Source organism: Sphingomonas psychrotolerans, from assembly GCF_002796605.1.
GTDB lineage: Bacteria > Pseudomonadota > Alphaproteobacteria > Sphingomonadales > Sphingomonadaceae > Sphingomonas > Sphingomonas psychrotolerans.
On sequence record NZ_CP024923.1, the window covers coordinates 575543 to 593168 of the forward strand.

The following is a 17626-nucleotide window of genomic DNA, read 5'->3' on the forward strand; positions in this document are numbered from 1 at the left end:
ACACATAAGGGGTGACCGATACCGCCACCGTATCGCCGCGACGCGTGCTCGGCTTCTGGCCGGCGCTGGCTTTGGTGGTCGGCAATTTGATCGGATCGGGCATCTATCTGCTGCCCGCGACGCTGGCGCCACTGGGCGCCAACGCACTGATCGGCTGGGGCGTGACGATCGTCGGCGCGATGGCGCTGGCGTTCGTGTTCGCCCGGCTCGCCGCGAAATTGCCGTGCGCGGGCGGACCCTATGCCTTTGCCGATGCGGCGTTCGGGCCGGTGGTGGGGTTCGCGGTGGCGTGGAGCTATTGGATACTGATCTGGGCGGGCAATGGCGCGGTGGCGATCGCGGTGGTGAGCGCGCTGAGCGTGCCGTTCCCGGCGCTGACTGGCGGGGCGCCTGCTTTCACGACGGCGCTGGTGCTGATCTGGGCGTTGGTCGCGGTCAACATCCGTGGAGTCGCATTGGCGGGGCGCATCCAGCTGGTGACCGCGATACTCAAGCTCGCACCGCTCGCCGCCATCATCCTCGTCGCATTTTGGCTGTTGCTGCGCGATGGAGGGGCCGCCATCGCCAGCAACCCGCCCGTGCCGATCGGCGCCGGCGCGGTCGCGGGGGCGGTGGCACTTACCTTCTGGGGCTTTCTGGGCGTCGAATCGGCGACGGTTCCGGCCGACAGGGTCAAGGATGCGGCGCGGATCGTGCCGCTGGTGACGTTGCTCGGCACCGCGCTGGCGGGGGCAGTCTATGTTCTCGTCGCCGGGGCGATCGCGTTGATGATGCCTGCCGAGATGGTCGCCGCGTCGCCTGCGCCGCTCGCCGAATTCCTCGGGCGCTCCTGGGGCGCGGGGGCGCTGCTGATCGTCGCGGTCTTTGCCGCGATCAGCGCGCTCGGAACGCTCAACGGCTTCATCCTGCTGCAAGGCGAGATGCCATGGGCGATGGCGCGCGGCGGGGTCTTCCCCGCATGGTTCGGCAAGGAGAGCCGGCGGGGCACGCCGGCGCGCGCGCATCTGGTGTCAGGCGTGCTGGTGACGATCGTGATGGCGCTCAATTACACGGGGTCCACCGGCGCGTTGTTCGCCGAGATCGCGACGATCAGCCTCGCCGCGGGGATGCTGGCCTATTTCGTCAGCGCGCTCGCCGCGCTCAAGCTGCTCGCCGATGACAGGGCGGTGGCTTTCGCGGCGGTTGTCGCTGCGGGGTTCGTGCTGTGGATGATCTATGGGCTCGGGTTGCGCGCGAACCTGTGGGGGCTCGCGCTCCTCGCGCTCGGGCTGCCGGTGTTCCTTTGGGTGCGGCGCGCGCGTCTCAGATCGGCAGCAATCGCCTGACCAGTGAACGGTCGCGCAAAATCTCGTGCGCGGCATTGTGCCCCGGCGCGCCGGTGACGCCGCCGCCCGGATGCGTCCCCGATCCGCACATATAGAGACCCGAAATCGGCCCGCGATAATCGCCGTGCCCCAGCATCGGGCGCGCGGCCCAGAGCTGGTCCAGCGACATATGGCCGTGCATGATGTCGCCGCCGACCAGCCCGAACTTGCGTTCGAGATCGAGCGGCGAATGGATCTGCACGCCGAGGATCGACCCCCGGAAATTGGGCGCGTGCTGCGTCACCGTATCGATGATGTGTTCGGCCGCGGCCTCGCGTTCCGCGTCCCACGAACGCCCGTCCGGCAGCACCGGCGCGAATTGCTGGCAGAATAGCGAGGCGATGTGCATCCCCGGCGGCGCGAGGCTGTCGTCGACGCTGGTCGGCAGCTTCATCTCGACGATCGGCGCCTTCGACCAACCCTCGGCCTTCGCGTCGGTGAACGCCTTGTCCATATAATCGAGCGTTGGTGCGATGATGATCCCGGCGGTGTGGTGCTCGGCCTTTTCGGTCCCCGGCAGCACACTGAAATCGGGGAGCTCGGAAAGCGCGACGTTCATCCGGAACGTCCCCGACCCCGCCTTGAAATTGTCCATCCGCCGCGCGAATTCGGGGTTCATGTCGCTGCGCTCGATGAGCTGGCGGTAGAGCAGGGCCGGGCCGACATTGGCTGCGACCACCCTGGCGGCGATCTCCTCGCCGCTCTCCAGCCGCACCCCGGCGACCTTGCCGCCATCCACCAGTACGCGCGCTACCGGCGCCTCGACGCTGATCTCGACCCCGGCCTCGACGCACGCCTCGGCCATATATTGAGTGATCGCACCCATCCCGCCGACGCTGTGCCCCCACGCGCCATATTTGCCGTTCACTTCGCCGAAGACGTGGTGGAGCAGCACATAGGCGCTGCCCGGATGGTCGACGCTGGCATAGTTGCCGACCACCGCGTCGAACCCGAACGCAGCCTTTATGTACTCGTTCTCGTACCAGCTATCGAGGAAGCTGCGCGCCGACTTGACGAACAGGTCCATCACGTCGCGTTGCGCCTCGATATGCATCCCGGCGAGCCTTTTGCCTTGCGCCGCCGCGGCGATCAGCGCGCGGATGCCGCCGCCGGCGTTGGGCGGGGTCTTGAGCGCCATGTCGCGCAACACCGCGGCGACGCGCTCGAGCGCGGCTTCGTATCGGGGGAGCGTCTCGGCGTCTTTCGCGCTGAACCGCGCGAACTCGGCCTGGGTGCGCGCCTGCCCGCCGCCGAGCTTGAGATAGCCGTCCTCATGCGGGAAGAAGTTGCTGATCGTCCGCTCGAGGATCCGCCAGCCGCGCTCGTGCAGCTTCATGTCCTTGATCACCTTGGGGCGGAGCAGGCTCACGGTGTAGCTCGCGGTCGAATTGCGGAAGCCGGGATGGAATTCCTCGGTCACCGCCGCGCCGCCGACGACGTGGCGCCGCTCGAGCACGCGGACCTTCATCCCGGCGCGGGCGAGATAGAAGGCGCAGACGAGGCCGTTATGCCCGCCGCCGATAACGATCGCGTCGTATTTCTTCATGGCTATCCCCGGATCAGACGGTGTGCGGGCGTCGCGACCAGCCCGGGGCCGGCGCACGGTGCTGCCGGGCCTCGGGGATGATCGCGCGGACTTTGGCCGCGAAGCTGCGCAGGCACACTTCGCTCGTGCCGATCGGGCCGGCGGTGTAGCTGCTCGACGCCATGCCCTGCTGGACGCGCTCGATCAGCCACGTGTCCTCGGCGTTGACGACGCGGTTTATCCGCCAGTTGGCGTAGCGGACCAGCTTCATGCTTCGGCGATCGTCGGGGAGGGCGAAGGCCATCTCGCGCAGCGTGCAGCCGGTCGGCGAAGTCGGCAGCCACTGCATGAAGTCGATCTGATCGGCGTAGAGGTCGAACGCCATGTTGGGCCAGAGTTTGTAATAGACCCAGCGCCGCTGGTTCGCCTCGGGCAAGTGATCGACGCGTGGCAGATGGCGTTGGTAAAAGGCCTCCCACGGATTGGCCGAGACGCGGTCGACCAGATCGCCCGACATCTTGTCGACCCAGCCCGCGGCCTCGATCGCGTAACTCTTGCCGAACAGCCGCGTCAGCCCGTCATGCGCCACCGGAATGTGGAGATTGTCCGAATAATTGTCGCCGACATTCTTCCAGTTGACCGCGCGGTCGCGGGTCCGGACTTCGCCGATCCGCCGCATCTCCTCAAAGCGATAGGGGGCGATCTCGGCATCGTAGGGCGCCATCATCTCGGCGACCGAAGGGCCATTGTCGTCCTCGAGCCGGACGAAGACGAAGCCGCGCCAGACCGACACGTCCACCGGGACGAGGCTGCTAGCATCCATGTCGAGTGCCGGATAGTCGCGGCGCATCGGCACGCCCGAGAGGCGGCCATCGAGCTCGTAGGTCCAGGCGTGATAGGGGCAGACCAGCTTGCGCGCGCAGCCGGCATCGCCCTCGACGATCCGCATCGCCCGGTGACGGCAGACATTGTGGAAGGCGCGGATTGCGCCATCGCCGCCGCGTACAGCGACGATATTCTCGCCTAGCCAGGAAAGCGTCCGCCAGTCGCCCGCATCCGCCAGATCGCTCTCGTGGCACAATATCTGCCACGACGGACGCAGAATGCGCGCGGTCTCCAGCTCGAGGAACTCGGGATCGGTGTAGATCCAGCCGGGTAGCGACCAGTCGGCGTCGGGATCGGAACCCGGATCGGGCGATGAGGGGAGAGTCGCCATGGCCGGCTCCGCAATTGCTTGTTGTACGATCGTATAATAAGGTTTCGCGATGAGCAAGCCTGCCTTTACCCGCGCCGAACCCGATGCCCGGCGGCTGTCGCTGATCGAGGCGGCGGCACGGGTGCTGGCGCGCGACGGCGCGAGCGGCGCCTCAGTGCGGGTGATCACGATCGAGGCGGGCGTGTCGCCCGGGCTGGTCGCGCACCATTTCGGCGGAGTCGATGCGCTGATCGCGGCAACCTACGCGCATGTCGGCGAACGGGTGTCGGCTGCACTCGACGCAGCAGTAGCTGCTGCCGGGACGGACCCGCGTGCCCGGCTCAACGCCTATGTCGCGGCGAGCTTCGCGCCACCGATCGCCGATCGTGCGCTGCTCGCGACGTGGACTGCCTTTTGGGGGCTGGTGATCGCGCAGCCCGAGATCGCTGCGCTCCACGATGCGCAATATGCGCGCTATCGGACGGGGCTCGAGCAATTGCTGGCGGCCTGCGGGATTGTCCCCGCGGCGCGGCAGCGTGCGGCGATCGCGATTACCGCGCTGGTCGACGGACTATGGCTCGAGCTCTGCCTGTCGCCTGCCGTGCTCGACGCCGAGACGGCAGGCGCGATCGCGGAAGAGCAGATCGCGGCGCTACTTCGCTAGCGATGCACGGCGCTGGTCGAGCGTTTCGGCGAGCGAGCTCCATTTCGTGTCACCCACGCTGTTCGCGATCATCGTCTCGACGAAGGTCATCGTCCGCAGCCCGTCGACGATGTTCGGGAACCAGTCGGCGGCGCCGCGGGCCGGCGGAATGGCCGCGCCCACACGCACCGCGCGACCGAAGCTGCGGTAGAGATTGGCGAACGCTTCGATATAGCCCTCCGGATGGCCCGCCGGGGTGCGCAGCCGTGCCGTCGTCAATGCGTCGAGGCCCGGCCCGCCGGCGCGGACGATCTCGGCAGGTCGGTCGAGCCAGCGCAAGGTCAGGGTGTTGGGCTCCATCTGCGACCAGTCGAGCCCACCTTTCTCGCCATGCACGCGCAGGCGGAGGCCGTTCTCGTCGCCCGCGGCGATCTGGCTGGCCCTGAGAACGCCGCGCGCGCCGCCTGCGAATCGCAGCAATGCCGCAACATCGTCGTCGAGACGACGGCCGGGGACGTGGGTGGTCAAATCGGCGCTGAGTTGCTCGACCGCCAGCCCGGAGACGTGCTCGGCGAGCTGGAAGGCGTGGGTACCGATGTCGCCGAGGCAGCCGCCGAGCCCGGCGCGCGCTGGATCGGTGCGCCACTCGGCCTGTTTCTGGCCATCGCGGTCGACGGGCAAACTGAGCCAGCCTTGCGAATATTCGACCTGAACCAGCCGGATCGGGCCGAGATCGCCCCGCGCGACGCGCACACGCGCCTCCTCGATCAGCGGATAGCCGCTATAGGTGAAAGCGAGGCCGTACAGCTTTCCGCTGCGAATAACCGCAGCCTCGATCGCCAGCGCTTCGGCAAGATCCAGTGCCATCGGCTTTTCCGACATCACGTGGAAGCCCGCGTCGAGCGCGGCGATGGCGGCGGGGGCGTGGAGATGATTGGGGGTTACGATCGCCAGCACCTGCATCCGTTGCGACTCGGGCAGCGCGGCCTCGGCCGCGAGCAGCACGTCGAGCGTCGAATAGGCGCGGGCAGGGGCGAGGCCCAGCGCGGCAGCACTGCGTTCGTTGCGGCCGGCATCGCTGCTGAACGCGCCGCAGACCAGTTCATAATCGCCGTCGAGTGCCGCGGCCATGCGGTGCACCGCACCGATGAACGCGCCTTCGCCGCCCCCGACCATACCGTAGCGTAATTTCGGTTGCGTGCTTGTCGCCATGCTTTTCGGCTCCGCTCCAGGGTCGATCGCGATCGCCGGCCAAACGGCCGGTCGCTTTTATATCTGATAAATGGTTGCGCCGCGCGGCGGCAACCGATTAGATACTGCCAGCCGATCGTTTCGAGACCGGAGAGGATAATGAAATCTCTGTTCGTATTGCTGCCGGTGGCAGCAACATTATGCGCGGCGACGCTGACAGCGTTGCCGGCCATCGGCGCGGCTCCCGTCGCCGACCAAGGTGCACAGGCATTCGCCGCCTGCCGCGCCTGTCATACGCTTCAGGCCGGGGGCAAGGGCACGATGGGTCCCAATCTCCACGGTCTGTTCGGTCGCAAGGCGGGTTCCGCGCCCGGATTCAACTACAGCCCGGCGCTCAAGGCGTCGAAGCTCGTCTGGAACGCGCAGACGCTCGATCAATTTCTCGCTGCGCCGACCCAGAAGGTGCCCGGCACCCGGATGGTGATCAAGGTGACCGATCCGGCCAGGCGCGCCGCGTTGATCGCGTATCTCAAGGCGGAAACGTCTAAGTGAATTCGGGCCGAAGAGGGGGAGGCATGAAGGGTCCAGCGGTTTTCCTCGCGCAGTTCATGAGCGACGCAGCGCCGTTCGACACGCTGCCCTCCGCCGCGCGCTGGATGGCCGATGCCGGCTATATCGGCGTGCAGATTCCGACCTGGGACAGCCGCTGCATCGACTTGCGCAAGGCTGCCGAGAGCCAGGATTATTGCGACGAACTCGCGGGCACCTGCCGCGAGGCCGGCGTCGAGATCACCGAGCTTTCGACACATCTGCAGGGGCAACTGGTCGCGGTGCATCCCGCCTATGACGTGGCGTTCGACGGCTTCGCGCCCGAGGCGCTGCGCGGCAAACCGGCCGAGCGACAGGCCTGGGCAGTCGAGCAGCTCCACCTCGCCGCCAAAGCCAGCCGGCGGCTGGGCCTGAATGCGCACGCAACCTTCTCGGGCGCGCTCGCCTGGCCCTATCTCTATCCGTGGCCGCAGCGCCCCGCGGGACTGGTCGAGGAAGCGTTTGGCGAACTGGCGAAGCGCTGGCGGCCGATCCTCGACGCCTTCGACGAGCAGGGGGTCGATCTCGCTTATGAGATTCATCCCGGCGAGGATCTGCACGACGGGGTGACTTTCGAGCGGTTCCTTGCCGGCGTCGACAATCACCCACGCGCTAACATTCTCTACGATCCTAGCCATTACGTGCTGCAGGCACTCGATTATCTGGCGTTCATCGACATTTATCACGAGCGGATCCGCATGTTCCACGTCAAGGACGCGGAGCTGAATCCGACCGGCCGGTCCGGGGTCTATGGCGGCTTCCAGGATTGGGTCGATCGCCCCGGCCGCTTTCGTTCGCTCGGCGACGGCCAGGTGGATTTCGGCGGGATCTTCTTCAAGCTGACGCAATATGGCTATTCCGGCTGGGCGGTGCTCGAATGGGAATGCTGCATCAAGCATCCCGAAGACGGCGCCCGCGAAGGCGCGCCGTTCATTGCGGCGCACATGATCCGCAAGGCGGACAGGGCATTCGACAGTTTTGCGGGCGGCGGCGATCCGGGGCTCAACCGCAAGCTGCTGGGACTGAGCTGACGAGCCAAGAATGATAAAGGGGAGGGGACCTCGATGGCGACGACATTGAACAAGGCGAGGCTGTTCTGGCTGAGCGTGCTGGCGCTGTTCACCGCGGCATCGAGCCTCGCGATTCGCGGCGCGATCGCGAGCGGGCTCAAGACCGAATGGATCGATCCGATCGCCCCATTGCAGGCGGGCGAACTGCTCGCCGCCGCTTTGGGTGCGGCGTTCCTCAGCTTCGCGATCACCTTGTTCGTCGCCAGCGCATTTCTCGACCAGATCGGCATGAAACGGTGCCTGCTGGGCGCGGGGCTGTGCTTCATTCTCGGCCCGTTGCTGATCGTCACCGCGGGCCATCTCGCGACCGGGATGACCGTCTATACTCTGGTCTGGCTCGGCATGCTGCTCAGCGGCATCGGCTGGGGGCTGACCGAGGCGGCGATCAATCCGCTGACCGCGCAGCTCTATCCCGAGGACACCACCCACCGGCTCAACGTGCTGCACGCCTGGTTCCCCGGCGGTATCATCATCGGCGGGCTGGCCGGCTTCCTCCTGTCGGCGACGCTGCCGTGGCAGGGCATCATGGCGCTGGTGATGATCCCCGCCGTCGCGACCGTGGCGATCGCCGCGACAACGACCTTCCCTCCGCCGCTTCGCTCCGAGACCGGCGTCGGCTTCGGCGAGATGGTGAGCGAAGTGTTTCGCCGCCCGAGCTTCTTCATCTGGTTCGGCGCGATGTTCCTGACCGCAGCGTCCGAACTGGCGCCCGGCCAGTGGATCGACGTCGCCTTGTCGAACCGGGTGGGCATGCGCGGCATCCTGCTGCTGGTCTATGTCAACGCGCTGATGTTCGTGTTCCGCCATTTCGCGGGCCGGCTCGCCAACAAGATCTCGAACCCGGGGTTGCTCTGGGTATCGAGCCTGCTCGCCGCGATCGGGCTGTTCATGCTGAGCCAGGCGCAGTCGCCGGTGACGGCGATCCTCGCCGCGACGGTATGGGGGCTGGGCGTCTGCGTGATGTGGCCGACAATGCTCGCCTCGGTCGCCGAACGCTATCCGCGCGGCGGATCGTGGGCGATGGGGCTGGTGGGATCGGCCGGCGCACTCGCCAGCTTCTTCGTGCTGCCGCGGCTGGGGGCGATGTTCGACCAAGCCAAGATCGAGTTCGCCGGCGGCCCCGAAGCGTTCGCGGCGCTTACCGGGGCGGCGAAGCTGGCGGTCGAGGATGCGGCGGCTTCCGTGTCGTTCCAGCGGTTGGCGATCCTGCCGATCGTCCTGCTGGCGGTGTTCGGCTTCATCTGGTTGCGCGAGCGCGGCAAGTCGCGGGCAGCGCTCGCGGGCGAAGCGGCATGAAGCTCAGCCGGCGATCGATACTGGCGGCGGGCGCCGCTACGGCGGGTGCGGCGACGATGAGTCGCGCGGCCCCCAGCCAAAACGCGGCGCGCTTGTCGCTCGGCTATGCGCCGCATGAAGGCAGCTTCAAGAGCCGCGGCAACCGGCTCGAGCAGATCGCGTTCGCCGCCGATCAGGGCTTCACGGCATGGGAGGATAACGAGGCGGCGGGCCGCACCGTCGCCGAGCAGGAAGCGATGGCGCGCGCGCTCCGGCAGCGGAACATGACGATGGGCGTGTTCGTCGCGAGCATGCCCAAATGGGCCGAGTTCAGGCCGCTGCTCGGCGGCAACGACGATGCTGAGCGTCTGGCATTCCTCGCCGACATCCGCGCGTCGATCGATGTCGCCAAGCGGTTGAACGCGAAGTGGATGACGGTGGTCACCGGCTTTCTCGACCGCAAGCTGCCCGTCGAGATCCAGACCGGGCGGGTGATCGACACGATGCGCCGCGCGGCAGAGATCGTCGAACCGCACGGGCTGGTGATGGTGATGGAGCCGCTCAACACGATCGTGAACCATCCGGGGGTGTTCATGCAGACTATCCCGCAGGGCTTCGCGGTGGCGAAGGGTGTGAACAGCCCGGCGGTGAAGGTGCTCGCCGATCTCTATCACGAGCAGATCCAGGCAGGGAATCTGATCAACACGCTCGGCACCTGCTGGGACGAGATCGCCTATATCCAGTTCGGCGACAACCCCGGGCGCAAGGAGCCGGGCAGTGGCGAGGTCAACTATCGCAATGTGGTGCGCTGGCTGCGCGCCAAGCAGTTTGCCGGAGTGATCGGCATGGAACACGGCAATTCGATCGACGGACGCGCGGGCGAGGAGCGGCTGATCGCCGCCTATCGCGCAATCGACGCGGCATGAGGAGGAAGCAGTGAAGCGTACCCTATGGGGCACCGCGATTGCGGTGGCCATCACGGCCGGGAGCCCCGCCACGGCGCAGGACAAGCCCGGCTTCACCGACACGCCGACTTTGCCCGACGGCAAGTGGAAGGTCCATGATGCCGACCGACCGTATCCGACGGTGGTGACGCCGGCCGCGGCGCCCGGCGGGGCGCCTTCGGACGCAGTGGTGCTGTTCGACGGCAAATCGCTCGATGCGTGGCAGCCGCAGACGACGCCGTGGACGGTCCAGGACAATGCCGCCACTTCTGTGCCGGGCGCCGGCGGCGGTGAGAACGCATTGGTCACCAGACAAAGCTTCGGCGACGTCCAGCTCCACCTCGAATTCCGCTCGCCGTATCCGCCGGCCAAGAGTTCGCAGGATCGCGGCAACAGCGGCATCTGGTTCATGCAGCGCTACGAGATCCAGATTCTCGATGGATACAATAACCCGACCTATGCCGACGGCACCGTCGGCGCGATCTATGGCTGGAAGCCACCGCTGGTGAACCCGTCGCGGCCGCCCGGCGAGTGGCAGAGCTATGACGTCGTCTTCGAGCGCCCGCATTTCGGCCCCGACGGCAAATTACTGCGCCCGGCCTATATCACGGCGTTCCTGAACGGGGTGCTGGTGCAGAACCGTCAGCCCTGGCTCGGCGGCACGATCTGGCGAAAAGTCGGCACCTATGCGGCACACGGCAACGCCGCACCGATCCAGCTCCAGGACCATAATTCACCGGTTTCGTTCCGCAATATCTGGGTGCGCCCACTGCCTGAGATGGCGGCGAGCTACGACTTCGAAGGGACCGTGAAATGATCATCGATCGCAGAGACGCATTGGCCGGAGTGGTCGCGATGTTCGGCGCCTCGCTGTTCGCGCCGATCGCCCGTGCGGCGGCGGCGCAGGTGACGCCGATCAGCGGCGGCCCGCCCTCGTCGCCGGTGTTCACCGCACAGCAGCGCGCGCTGATGACCGCGCTCAGCGAGCGGGTGATGCCGACCACCGATACGCCCGGCGCGATCACCGCGGGGGTGCCCGCATTTATCGAAAAGTTGCTCGCCGACTGGGCCAGTCCCGATGATCGCAAGCCGATCCTCGCCGGGCTCGACGCCATCGAGGCGCGGGCCCAGGCCGACTATAGGGTGGCGGGCGACAAGGCGACGCCGACGCAGCAGGATGCATTGCTGACGCTGGCGATGGAAGACAAATTGCCCGGAGGGAAGGGCTTCTTCGAGAAGTTCCGCCAGCTGGTCATCACCGGCTATTTCACGTCGGAAGTCGGCATCACCCAAGAGCGCGAGTATCTGCCGGTCCCTGGCCGATATGACGGCGCCTATCGTTATTCTCAGGTCAACAAGGTGTTCTCGTCATGATGATCAGCAGACGGCAATGGATGACCGGCAGCGCGGCGCTGGCGACGACGCTCGCGGCAGGGCCGGCAATGGCGCGCGCGTTCAAGGCGAAGCCGATCGGGCTTCAGCTTTACACGGTGCGCGAGCTCTTCTCGAAGGACCCGATGGGCACGCTCGAGAAGGTGGCGGCGATCGGCTATCGCGAAGTCGAATATGGCGGTGGCGGCTATGACAAGATGGACCATGCCGCGCTCCGCAAGACGATGGATCGGCTCGGGCTCAAATCGCCTTCGATCCATGTCGGCTACGAGGCGCTCGCTGCCGACTTCGACGGCGCGGTCAAGATGACGAAGGCGCTGGGCGCCGATACCCTCGTCGTGCCTTACATGGTTGACGCGCATCGCAACGCGGACGGTTGGAAAGCCGCGGTCGCCAACTTCAACCGTTATGCCGAGCGGCTGAAGAAGCTCGGGATCGGCTTCGCGTATCACAACCATGATTTCGAGTTTACCGTGAAGCCTGGCGGAACGAGCCTGTTCGACACGTTGGTCGCCGACACCGATCCGGCTTTGGTCAAGCTCGAGCTCGACCTGTTCTGGGCGATCGCCGCGGGCGAGGATCCCAAGGCGATCATCGCGCGCCTGCCAGGCCGCATCTACGCCTATCACGTCAAGGATCGCACCGCCGACGGCAAAATGACCAGCGTCGGCAAGGGTGTGGTCGATTTCGCCGACATCTTCACGCTCAACAAGATTGCGGGCGTGAAGCATTTCTACGTCGAGAACGATCAGTCACCCGCGCCGTATCTTCCCGACATCCAGACCAGCTTCGCCACCCTCAGCCGTCTCGGCGCGTAACCTTCATTCGAGGATCAAAATGATGGCCGACAAGTTCGATGCGATCGTCATCGGCTCCGGAGTGAGCGGCGGATGGGCAGCGAAGGAATTGACTGAAAAGGGCCTCAAGGTCCTGATGCTCGACCGCGGCGTGATGGTCGAGCATGGCGAGAATTACGACTATGACGGCAAGCCGGCATATGAGATCCCCGCGCGAGATATGATGCCCAAGGCATTGGTCGAGAGCGATTATTTCATCGCCAAGCACGGCTATGTCTCGCCCTCCAACCAGAAGTTCTACAATAACGACCGGCTCAACCCATATGCATATGACGAGGGTGAGAAATTCTACTGGATCCGTCCGGGTGCCGTCGGCGGCAAGTCGCTGATCTGGGGACGCTGGAGCTTCCGCTGGAGCCCTGAGGATTTCGAAGCCAACAAGCGCGAGAATGTCGGGATCGACTGGCCGATCCGCTACGAGGACCTCGCCCCCTGGTACGACTATGTCGAGAAGTATATCGGCGTATCGGGCTCGCGCGAGAATCTGCCGCAACTGCCCGACAGCGCGTTCCAGCCGCCGATGCAGATGAACATCGCCGAGAAATGGGTGAAGGAGCGGCTCGAGGCAAGTTCGCCGGGCCGCAAGCTGATCAACACCCGCTTGTCCAACATGACTGAGGACAAGCCGGATCAGGGCCGCAGCAAATGCCAGTTCCGCAACCAGTGCGGGCGCGGCTGCTCGTTCGGTGCCTATTTCTCTACCCAGGCAGTCACCTTGCCTGCGGCGCGCGCCACCGGCCGGCTGACGCTGCGCTCGGACGCCGTCGTCTCCAATCTCGAATATGACCCGAAGACGAAGAAGGTCACCGGCGTCCGCGTGATCGACACGAAGACCAAGCAGGCCGAAGTGATTCCCGCGCGGCTGGTCTTCCTCTGCGCCTCGGCGATGGCGTCGACCCAGATATTGATGAATTCGCGGATTCCCGGCACCGGCAAGAGCCATTTCGACAATAGCGGCACGCTGGGTCGCTATGTGATGGATCACATCTTCCGCGTCGGCATCTCGGGCGAGATCCCCGGCATGACCGACTATATCGAATATGGCCGGCGGCCGGGTGGGGTCTACATCCCACGCTTCCGCAATGTCGGCGGGGAGGAAGGGATCGGCTTCCGCCGCGGCTATGGCTACCAAGGCAGCGCACGGCGCGATCCGGCCAAGCCGCAAGGCTTCGGCGCGTCGATGAAGCAGGGTATGCGTGGCTATGGGCCGTGGAAGTTCGGCATGGGCGCTTTCGGCGAATGTCTGCCTTATGAGGACAATAAGGTCAGCCTTCACGCCGACAAGGTCGACCGGTTCGGAATCCCGCTGATGCGCTTCGACGTCAAGTTCCGCGAGAACGAGATCCGCATGATGGACGATGCGCGAAGCGAAGGCGAAGCGATGCTGCGCAAGGCGGGGCTGCTCAACGTCACCAGCGAGCGCAGCGAACATGTGCCCGGCGACGCCATCCATGAAATGGGCGGGGCGCGGATGGCCATGGATCCGCGCCAGTCGGTGCTCAACAAATGGAGCCAGGCGCACGATGCCGCCAACCTGTACGTCACCGACGGCGCGCAGATGGCATCGATCTCGTGCGTGAACCCATCGCTGACTTTCATGGCGCTCACTGCGCGGGCTGCCGATCATGCGGTCAAGCAGTTCAAGGCGGGCGCGATCTAGGACCGATCGACCCCGGCACAAGCGGGGGGGCCGTTCCCACACCCGGCAGCGGCCGCTCGCGGTTGCGCCGGGTGGAAGCGTCATGCGCGTCGGGTGCCGCCCGCTTCCTCCATTCGACACAGCCCAGCCCGGTAGTTTCGCGACTGGTGCCGGCGATTGCGGCGCGCTGCATAACCTCAACCTGCGGTCCTTGGCAGCACTGCTCTTCTTTCGAAATTATCCGGTCACATCGAGCACTTGCGGCTTAAATGTAAAATAATGACCTTGGTGAGTAACTTGGTGTACGCGTAGTTTTTCATAGGATTGCGAGATGCTGTGCGGATTCAAGTTGCGAATCAGGCTTGCTATGGTTATTCTTCGTCACAACCAAGGATTTTGTATTGTACGCAATATCTAGATTATTTCTGCGTAACTGCACTCTTATTGTAACGGCTCAGTTTTAACCGAGAGAGATGGAATTTTACCTGCTCGCTGACCGATCGGCAGCGTGGGACCTGCTTTGCTTGATCTGGGCCTTGATCGGCCGGCCATTGCTCATGTGAGACGCTCGGAAGCCGTCGGTGTCTCGACTGGATCCGCGTGGCGTATGCCCGCATTTCAGAGGAGGGGTTTCATGCCGACCAACGTCAATATTCAAAACGGGACCGACACGTCGCTGTCGCTCGACACGACCGTGACGCCCACGCTCGGCAGCGATTATTGGGGGATCGATACGAACACCGCTCCGGGCAGTCAGCAGACGGCGATCCTGTGGATGGATCGGGACAGCGGCATCACCGACGGCGATACCTGGGTGTTCACCACCAGCTTGGCCTTCGACGGTGTCGATATCCAGTTGCTGGAATCGCTGACCGGCACGGCGATGAGCAGCGACATCAAGATCCGCATTGTCGCAGGTGCCCACGACAGCGGCTGGAGCGAGGAGAACACCTCGGTCGAGTTCAGCGGTGGCGACGGCGCCGGTTACCAGATCGACGGCACCTTCTTCCTCAACGGCACTTACGACGACGTCACCTATTCGCTCATCGCGATCTGATCGCGCGCGCACGCGTCAGGGGAGGATATGTCATGCCCACCAATGTCTATGTCGCCAACGACTTGTCAGACGGCCTTTCGGCGTCGACCCAGATCTCGCCGGCGCTGAGCAGTGAATATTGGTCCGCTCCCGGTGGCAGTATCAGCCTCCCAACCGGCGGCGGGCAGACCGAGCTCTACTGGATCGATCGCAACGAAGGCATCACCGATCACGACACCTGGACGGTCATCACGACCGTAGCGGTCGGCGGTTCGTCGATGCTGCTGCAGGTCCAGCTCGTCGGCACCTTCGCGAGCAGCGACATCGCCGTGCAGATCGTCGTCGACGGCAGCGGCACGGGCTGGCAGGCGAACAACACGCAATTGAAGTTCGTTGCCAGCAATGGCCTGACCTACAATGTCACTGCCAGCTATGTCTCTGACGGCACCTATGACGACGTGGTATTCGCGGTCTCGCAGCTGCAGGACGCCATCCTGCCGCAGATCGATCACGTCGTCGTGCTGATGATGGAGAATCGCTCGCTCGATAATCTGCTCGGCTGGATCTACCCGGGCGCCGCCGCGCCGGCACAAGTGCTGCCGGCGGGTTCGTCGCCGAGCTATGACGGGCTCGAAAGCACCTTCTTCAACACCGACCCGAGCGTCAACAATGGTCAACCGGTCTATGTGAGTAACGGCACCACCGACTGGCTCGAAGGCAGTTCGACGATCAGCGAATGGTTCGTGCCCAGCCCCGATCCGGGCGAGGAGTTCGACCATGTCACTGTCCAGATCTCGAACGACATGGGCGGCTTCCTGACCGACTATGTCACCCAGCAGCCCGGCACGCCGGCCGAGCAGATCATGCAATGCTACAGCGTGGCGCAGCTGCCGATCATCAGCACGCTCGCGACTTCGTTCGCAGTGTCGGATGCTTGGTTCTGTTCGGTGCCGAGCCAGACCTGGCCCAACCGCGGCTTCGTGCAGACTGGTTCCTCGGACGCCCACATCAACAACGACGATTATCTGCCGTGGGACATCAATACGGTGTTCGACGTGTTCGGCGGGAACAACCTGTCATGGATGGTCTATAACGACGGCACGCTGCAATCGCTGACCAAGACGATGTTCCTGACCAAATATCTCGGCAATGAAACCAACTTCGCCGCGATCAGCGATTTCCAGGCGACCTGCGCGCAGCCGGCGAGTGCTCCTGCCAACCAGAAGCTGCCCGCGTTCAGTTTCGTAGAGCCTAATTTCGGGGTGCTCGGCAACGACGAGAGCTATCATCCGCCCCACGACGTGCGCCCGGGCGAGCAGTTCCTCGCGACGATCTACACGGCGATCCAGCAGAGCCCGTACCGCGACAACATCCTGTTCATCGTCCTGTTCGACGAACATGGCGGGACCTATGATCATGTCGAGCCGCCCTTGGGCGCGCAGCCGCCGGAGCCTGGTCCGGTCTCATCGAGCGAGAACTTCACCTTCGACCGGTTCGGGGTTCGCGTGCCCGCGATCATCATCTCGTCCTGGGTGACGCCCGGCACCGTCTTCCGCAGCAACACATCGGTGCCGCTGGATCATACCAGTGTGCTCGCGACGTTGCGCGACTGGCAGGGATTGTCTGACGCGTTCGCTTCGAAGCTGCCCAGCCCGCGTATCGCCGCGGCGCCCAATCTGGCCTTCGTGCTGACGGAAACCACCGCGCAAGTGTGGCCGACGCTACCGACACCGCCGGCCACCTTTGCCGTGATACCCGAGCCGGATGACAGCGAGCCGCTCAACAGCATCCAGCAAAGCGTGCTGATCGGCGCGTCCGGGATCGCCGCGGGCCGTCCGCTCACTGCGGCGGAGACCCATGCGGCGCGAGCACGGCTGCAGACGCATGGCGATGGCCGGGCCTTTCTAATGGCGCTCCAGCCGCATCTGCCGTTGCGGTGAGGCGTGCTTACTCGGCCTCGACGAGGATCCGATCGGGTGTGACCTCGACGATGTGCGCGAACCCGTTGAGCTCGATCGCCTGGGCGAGTGCGAGCGTGTCGCCGGCGCGGAACACGCCGAGGATGCGCTCGTCGGGGGTGCGGCCGTCGCGGAAGGCCAGCTTCTGGCGCGAATAGCGGTTCATCTCGTCCATTGCCCTGGCGAGCGGCTCGTCGACGAAGGACAGCCGGCCGGTGAGCCATGTGGTCGATTGCGCAGCGTCGACCTGGCGGATCGCCCAGTCGTTGTGCGGCAGCGTGACGAGCTGGGTACCCGCGCCGATCCGCGCCGAATTCGGAATGGCGCGCCGGGAGTTGCGTTCGGTAACTTCGACCGTGCCTTCGGTCACCGTGACGATCACTTCGCCCTTGTCGATCCGCACTTCGAATGCTGTTCCGACCGCGCGGATGCGCTTGTCTCCGGCCGAGACGATGAAGGGGCGGTGGGAGTCCTTGGTTACCTTGAAATAGGCGCGGCCGCGGCGGAGCATCACGTTGCGCGCGTTCGGGTCCATGCGGACCGCGATCTCGCTGTCGGTGTCGAGCGACACGCTAGAGGCGTCGGACAGCGTCATGCGCTTGCGCTGGCCTACCGCGGTCGAGACGCTGGGGACCGGGGCGGCGGCGATCTGCTGCGTGCGGTCGCTGCCGCCGAACCACGCGAGCGAGCCGATGCCGGTAATGCTGAGGACCAGAGCGGCGGCGATCGGCGCGAAGCGGCGCATCGGCGCGACGGGCTGGAAGCGCACGAGATCGTCCTCGATCGCCGCGCGAATGCGCGGATCGTCGGCAACCGCGCCGGTGAGCGCCCAAAGCCGCTCCATTTCGAGCATGGCCTCTTCGTCGAGCGCGGTCTCGGCCCGGTCGGGCAGATCTTCGGGGTGCGCGTGGCGGGCCAGCAGGCGGCCGGCTGCGTGCATGCGGCGGTT

The 17626-nt window shown here is 65.3% G+C and carries 16 protein-coding genes; 12 read left to right on the top strand and 4 right to left on the bottom strand.

Annotated elements, in window-relative coordinates; translation table 11 throughout:
* Positions 1 to 11: 11 nt before the first annotated feature.
* Complete coding sequence (locus tag CVN68_RS02480) at positions 12 to 1325, top strand: amino acid permease (RefSeq protein WP_100280802.1); 1314 nt, start codon at positions 12 to 14, stop codon at positions 1323 to 1325.
* Here CVN68_RS02480 and CVN68_RS02485 read toward each other — a convergent pair.
* Positions 1303 to 2910: a phytoene desaturase family protein gene (locus CVN68_RS02485; protein ID WP_100280803.1), complete on the bottom strand. Its 1608-nt coding sequence runs from the start codon at positions 2908 to 2910 to the stop codon at positions 1303 to 1305. The two genes, CVN68_RS02480 and CVN68_RS02485, sit on opposite strands and share 23 nt — an antisense overlap.
* Before the next feature lie 13 nt (positions 2911 to 2923).
* Entirely contained in the window at positions 2924 to 4105 is a 1182-nt protein-coding gene (locus CVN68_RS02490; protein WP_100280804.1) for an aromatic ring-hydroxylating oxygenase subunit alpha, read from the bottom strand.
* Between the two features lie 49 nt (positions 4106 to 4154).
* Between CVN68_RS02490 and CVN68_RS02495 the strand changes: the two genes are divergently transcribed.
* Positions 4155 to 4748 carry a TetR family transcriptional regulator C-terminal domain-containing protein gene (locus tag CVN68_RS02495; RefSeq protein ID WP_100280805.1) on the top strand — a complete coding sequence of 198 codons (594 nt, stop codon included), beginning with the start codon at positions 4155 to 4157 and terminating at the stop codon, positions 4746 to 4748.
* On the opposite strand, the gene CVN68_RS02500 is transcribed toward CVN68_RS02495, so the two are convergent.
* Entirely contained in the window at positions 4737 to 5939 is a 1203-nt protein-coding gene (locus CVN68_RS02500; RefSeq protein WP_199560187.1) for a Gfo/Idh/MocA family protein, read from the bottom strand. The genes CVN68_RS02495 and CVN68_RS02500 overlap by 12 nt on opposite strands.
* Positions 5940 to 6077: 138 nt before the next feature.
* On the opposite strand from CVN68_RS02500, the gene CVN68_RS02505 reads away from it, so the two are divergent.
* The 10 genes from CVN68_RS02505 (at position 6078) to CVN68_RS02550 (ending at position 16659) form a co-directional block, all read left to right on the top strand.
* Entirely contained in the window at positions 6078 to 6470 is a 393-nt protein-coding gene (locus CVN68_RS02505) for a c-type cytochrome (RefSeq protein WP_100280807.1), read from the top strand.
* A 23-nt stretch (positions 6471 to 6493) separates the two neighbouring features.
* Positions 6494 to 7537 carry a sugar phosphate isomerase/epimerase family protein gene (locus CVN68_RS02510; RefSeq protein ID WP_100280808.1) on the top strand — a complete coding sequence of 348 codons (1044 nt, stop codon included), beginning with the start codon at positions 6494 to 6496 and terminating at the stop codon, positions 7535 to 7537.
* 33 nt (positions 7538 to 7570) lie between these two features.
* Positions 7571 to 8872, top strand: coding sequence for an MFS transporter (locus CVN68_RS02515; protein ID WP_100280809.1), 1302 nt, complete (start codon positions 7571 to 7573; stop codon positions 8870 to 8872).
* On the top strand, positions 8869 to 9777 hold the full coding sequence (locus CVN68_RS02520) for a hydroxypyruvate isomerase family protein (protein ID WP_100280810.1): 909 nt from the start codon (positions 8869 to 8871) through the stop codon (positions 9775 to 9777). Before CVN68_RS02515 ends, CVN68_RS02520 begins: the two co-directional genes overlap by 4 nt.
* Before the next feature lie 10 nt (positions 9778 to 9787).
* Positions 9788 to 10612, top strand: coding sequence for a 3-keto-disaccharide hydrolase (locus CVN68_RS02525; RefSeq protein WP_100280811.1), 825 nt, complete (start codon positions 9788 to 9790; stop codon positions 10610 to 10612).
* Positions 10612 to 11169, top strand: a complete 558-nt coding sequence (locus tag CVN68_RS02530) for a gluconate 2-dehydrogenase subunit 3 family protein (protein ID WP_100284170.1) — start codon at positions 10612 to 10614, stop codon at positions 11167 to 11169. The genes CVN68_RS02525 and CVN68_RS02530 overlap by 1 nt, the downstream gene beginning before the upstream one ends.
* Complete coding sequence (locus CVN68_RS02535) at positions 11166 to 12005, top strand: sugar phosphate isomerase/epimerase family protein (RefSeq protein ID WP_100280812.1); 840 nt, start codon at positions 11166 to 11168, stop codon at positions 12003 to 12005. Before CVN68_RS02530 ends, CVN68_RS02535 begins: the two co-directional genes overlap by 4 nt.
* 22 nt (positions 12006 to 12027) lie before the next feature.
* A complete protein-coding gene (locus CVN68_RS02540) occupies positions 12028 to 13704 on the top strand; it encodes a GMC oxidoreductase (protein ID WP_199560189.1) in 1677 nt (558 codons plus the stop codon).
* 613 nt (positions 13705 to 14317) lie between these two features.
* Positions 14318 to 14740: a hypothetical protein gene (locus tag CVN68_RS02545; RefSeq protein ID WP_100280814.1), complete on the top strand. Its 423-nt coding sequence runs from the start codon at positions 14318 to 14320 to the stop codon at positions 14738 to 14740.
* 32 nt (positions 14741 to 14772) lie between these two features.
* The gene (locus tag CVN68_RS02550) at positions 14773 to 16659 is read left to right on the top strand and encodes an alkaline phosphatase family protein (protein WP_100280815.1); all 1887 of its coding nucleotides are present in this window, start codon (positions 14773 to 14775) and stop codon (positions 16657 to 16659) included.
* Positions 16660 to 16666: 7 nt separating this feature from the next.
* On the opposite strand, the gene CVN68_RS02555 is transcribed toward CVN68_RS02550, so the two are convergent.
* A complete protein-coding gene (locus CVN68_RS02555; RefSeq protein WP_233503537.1) occupies positions 16667 to 17617 on the bottom strand; it encodes a FecR family protein in 951 nt (316 codons plus the stop codon).
* Between the last annotated feature and the right edge of the window lie 9 nt (positions 17618 to 17626).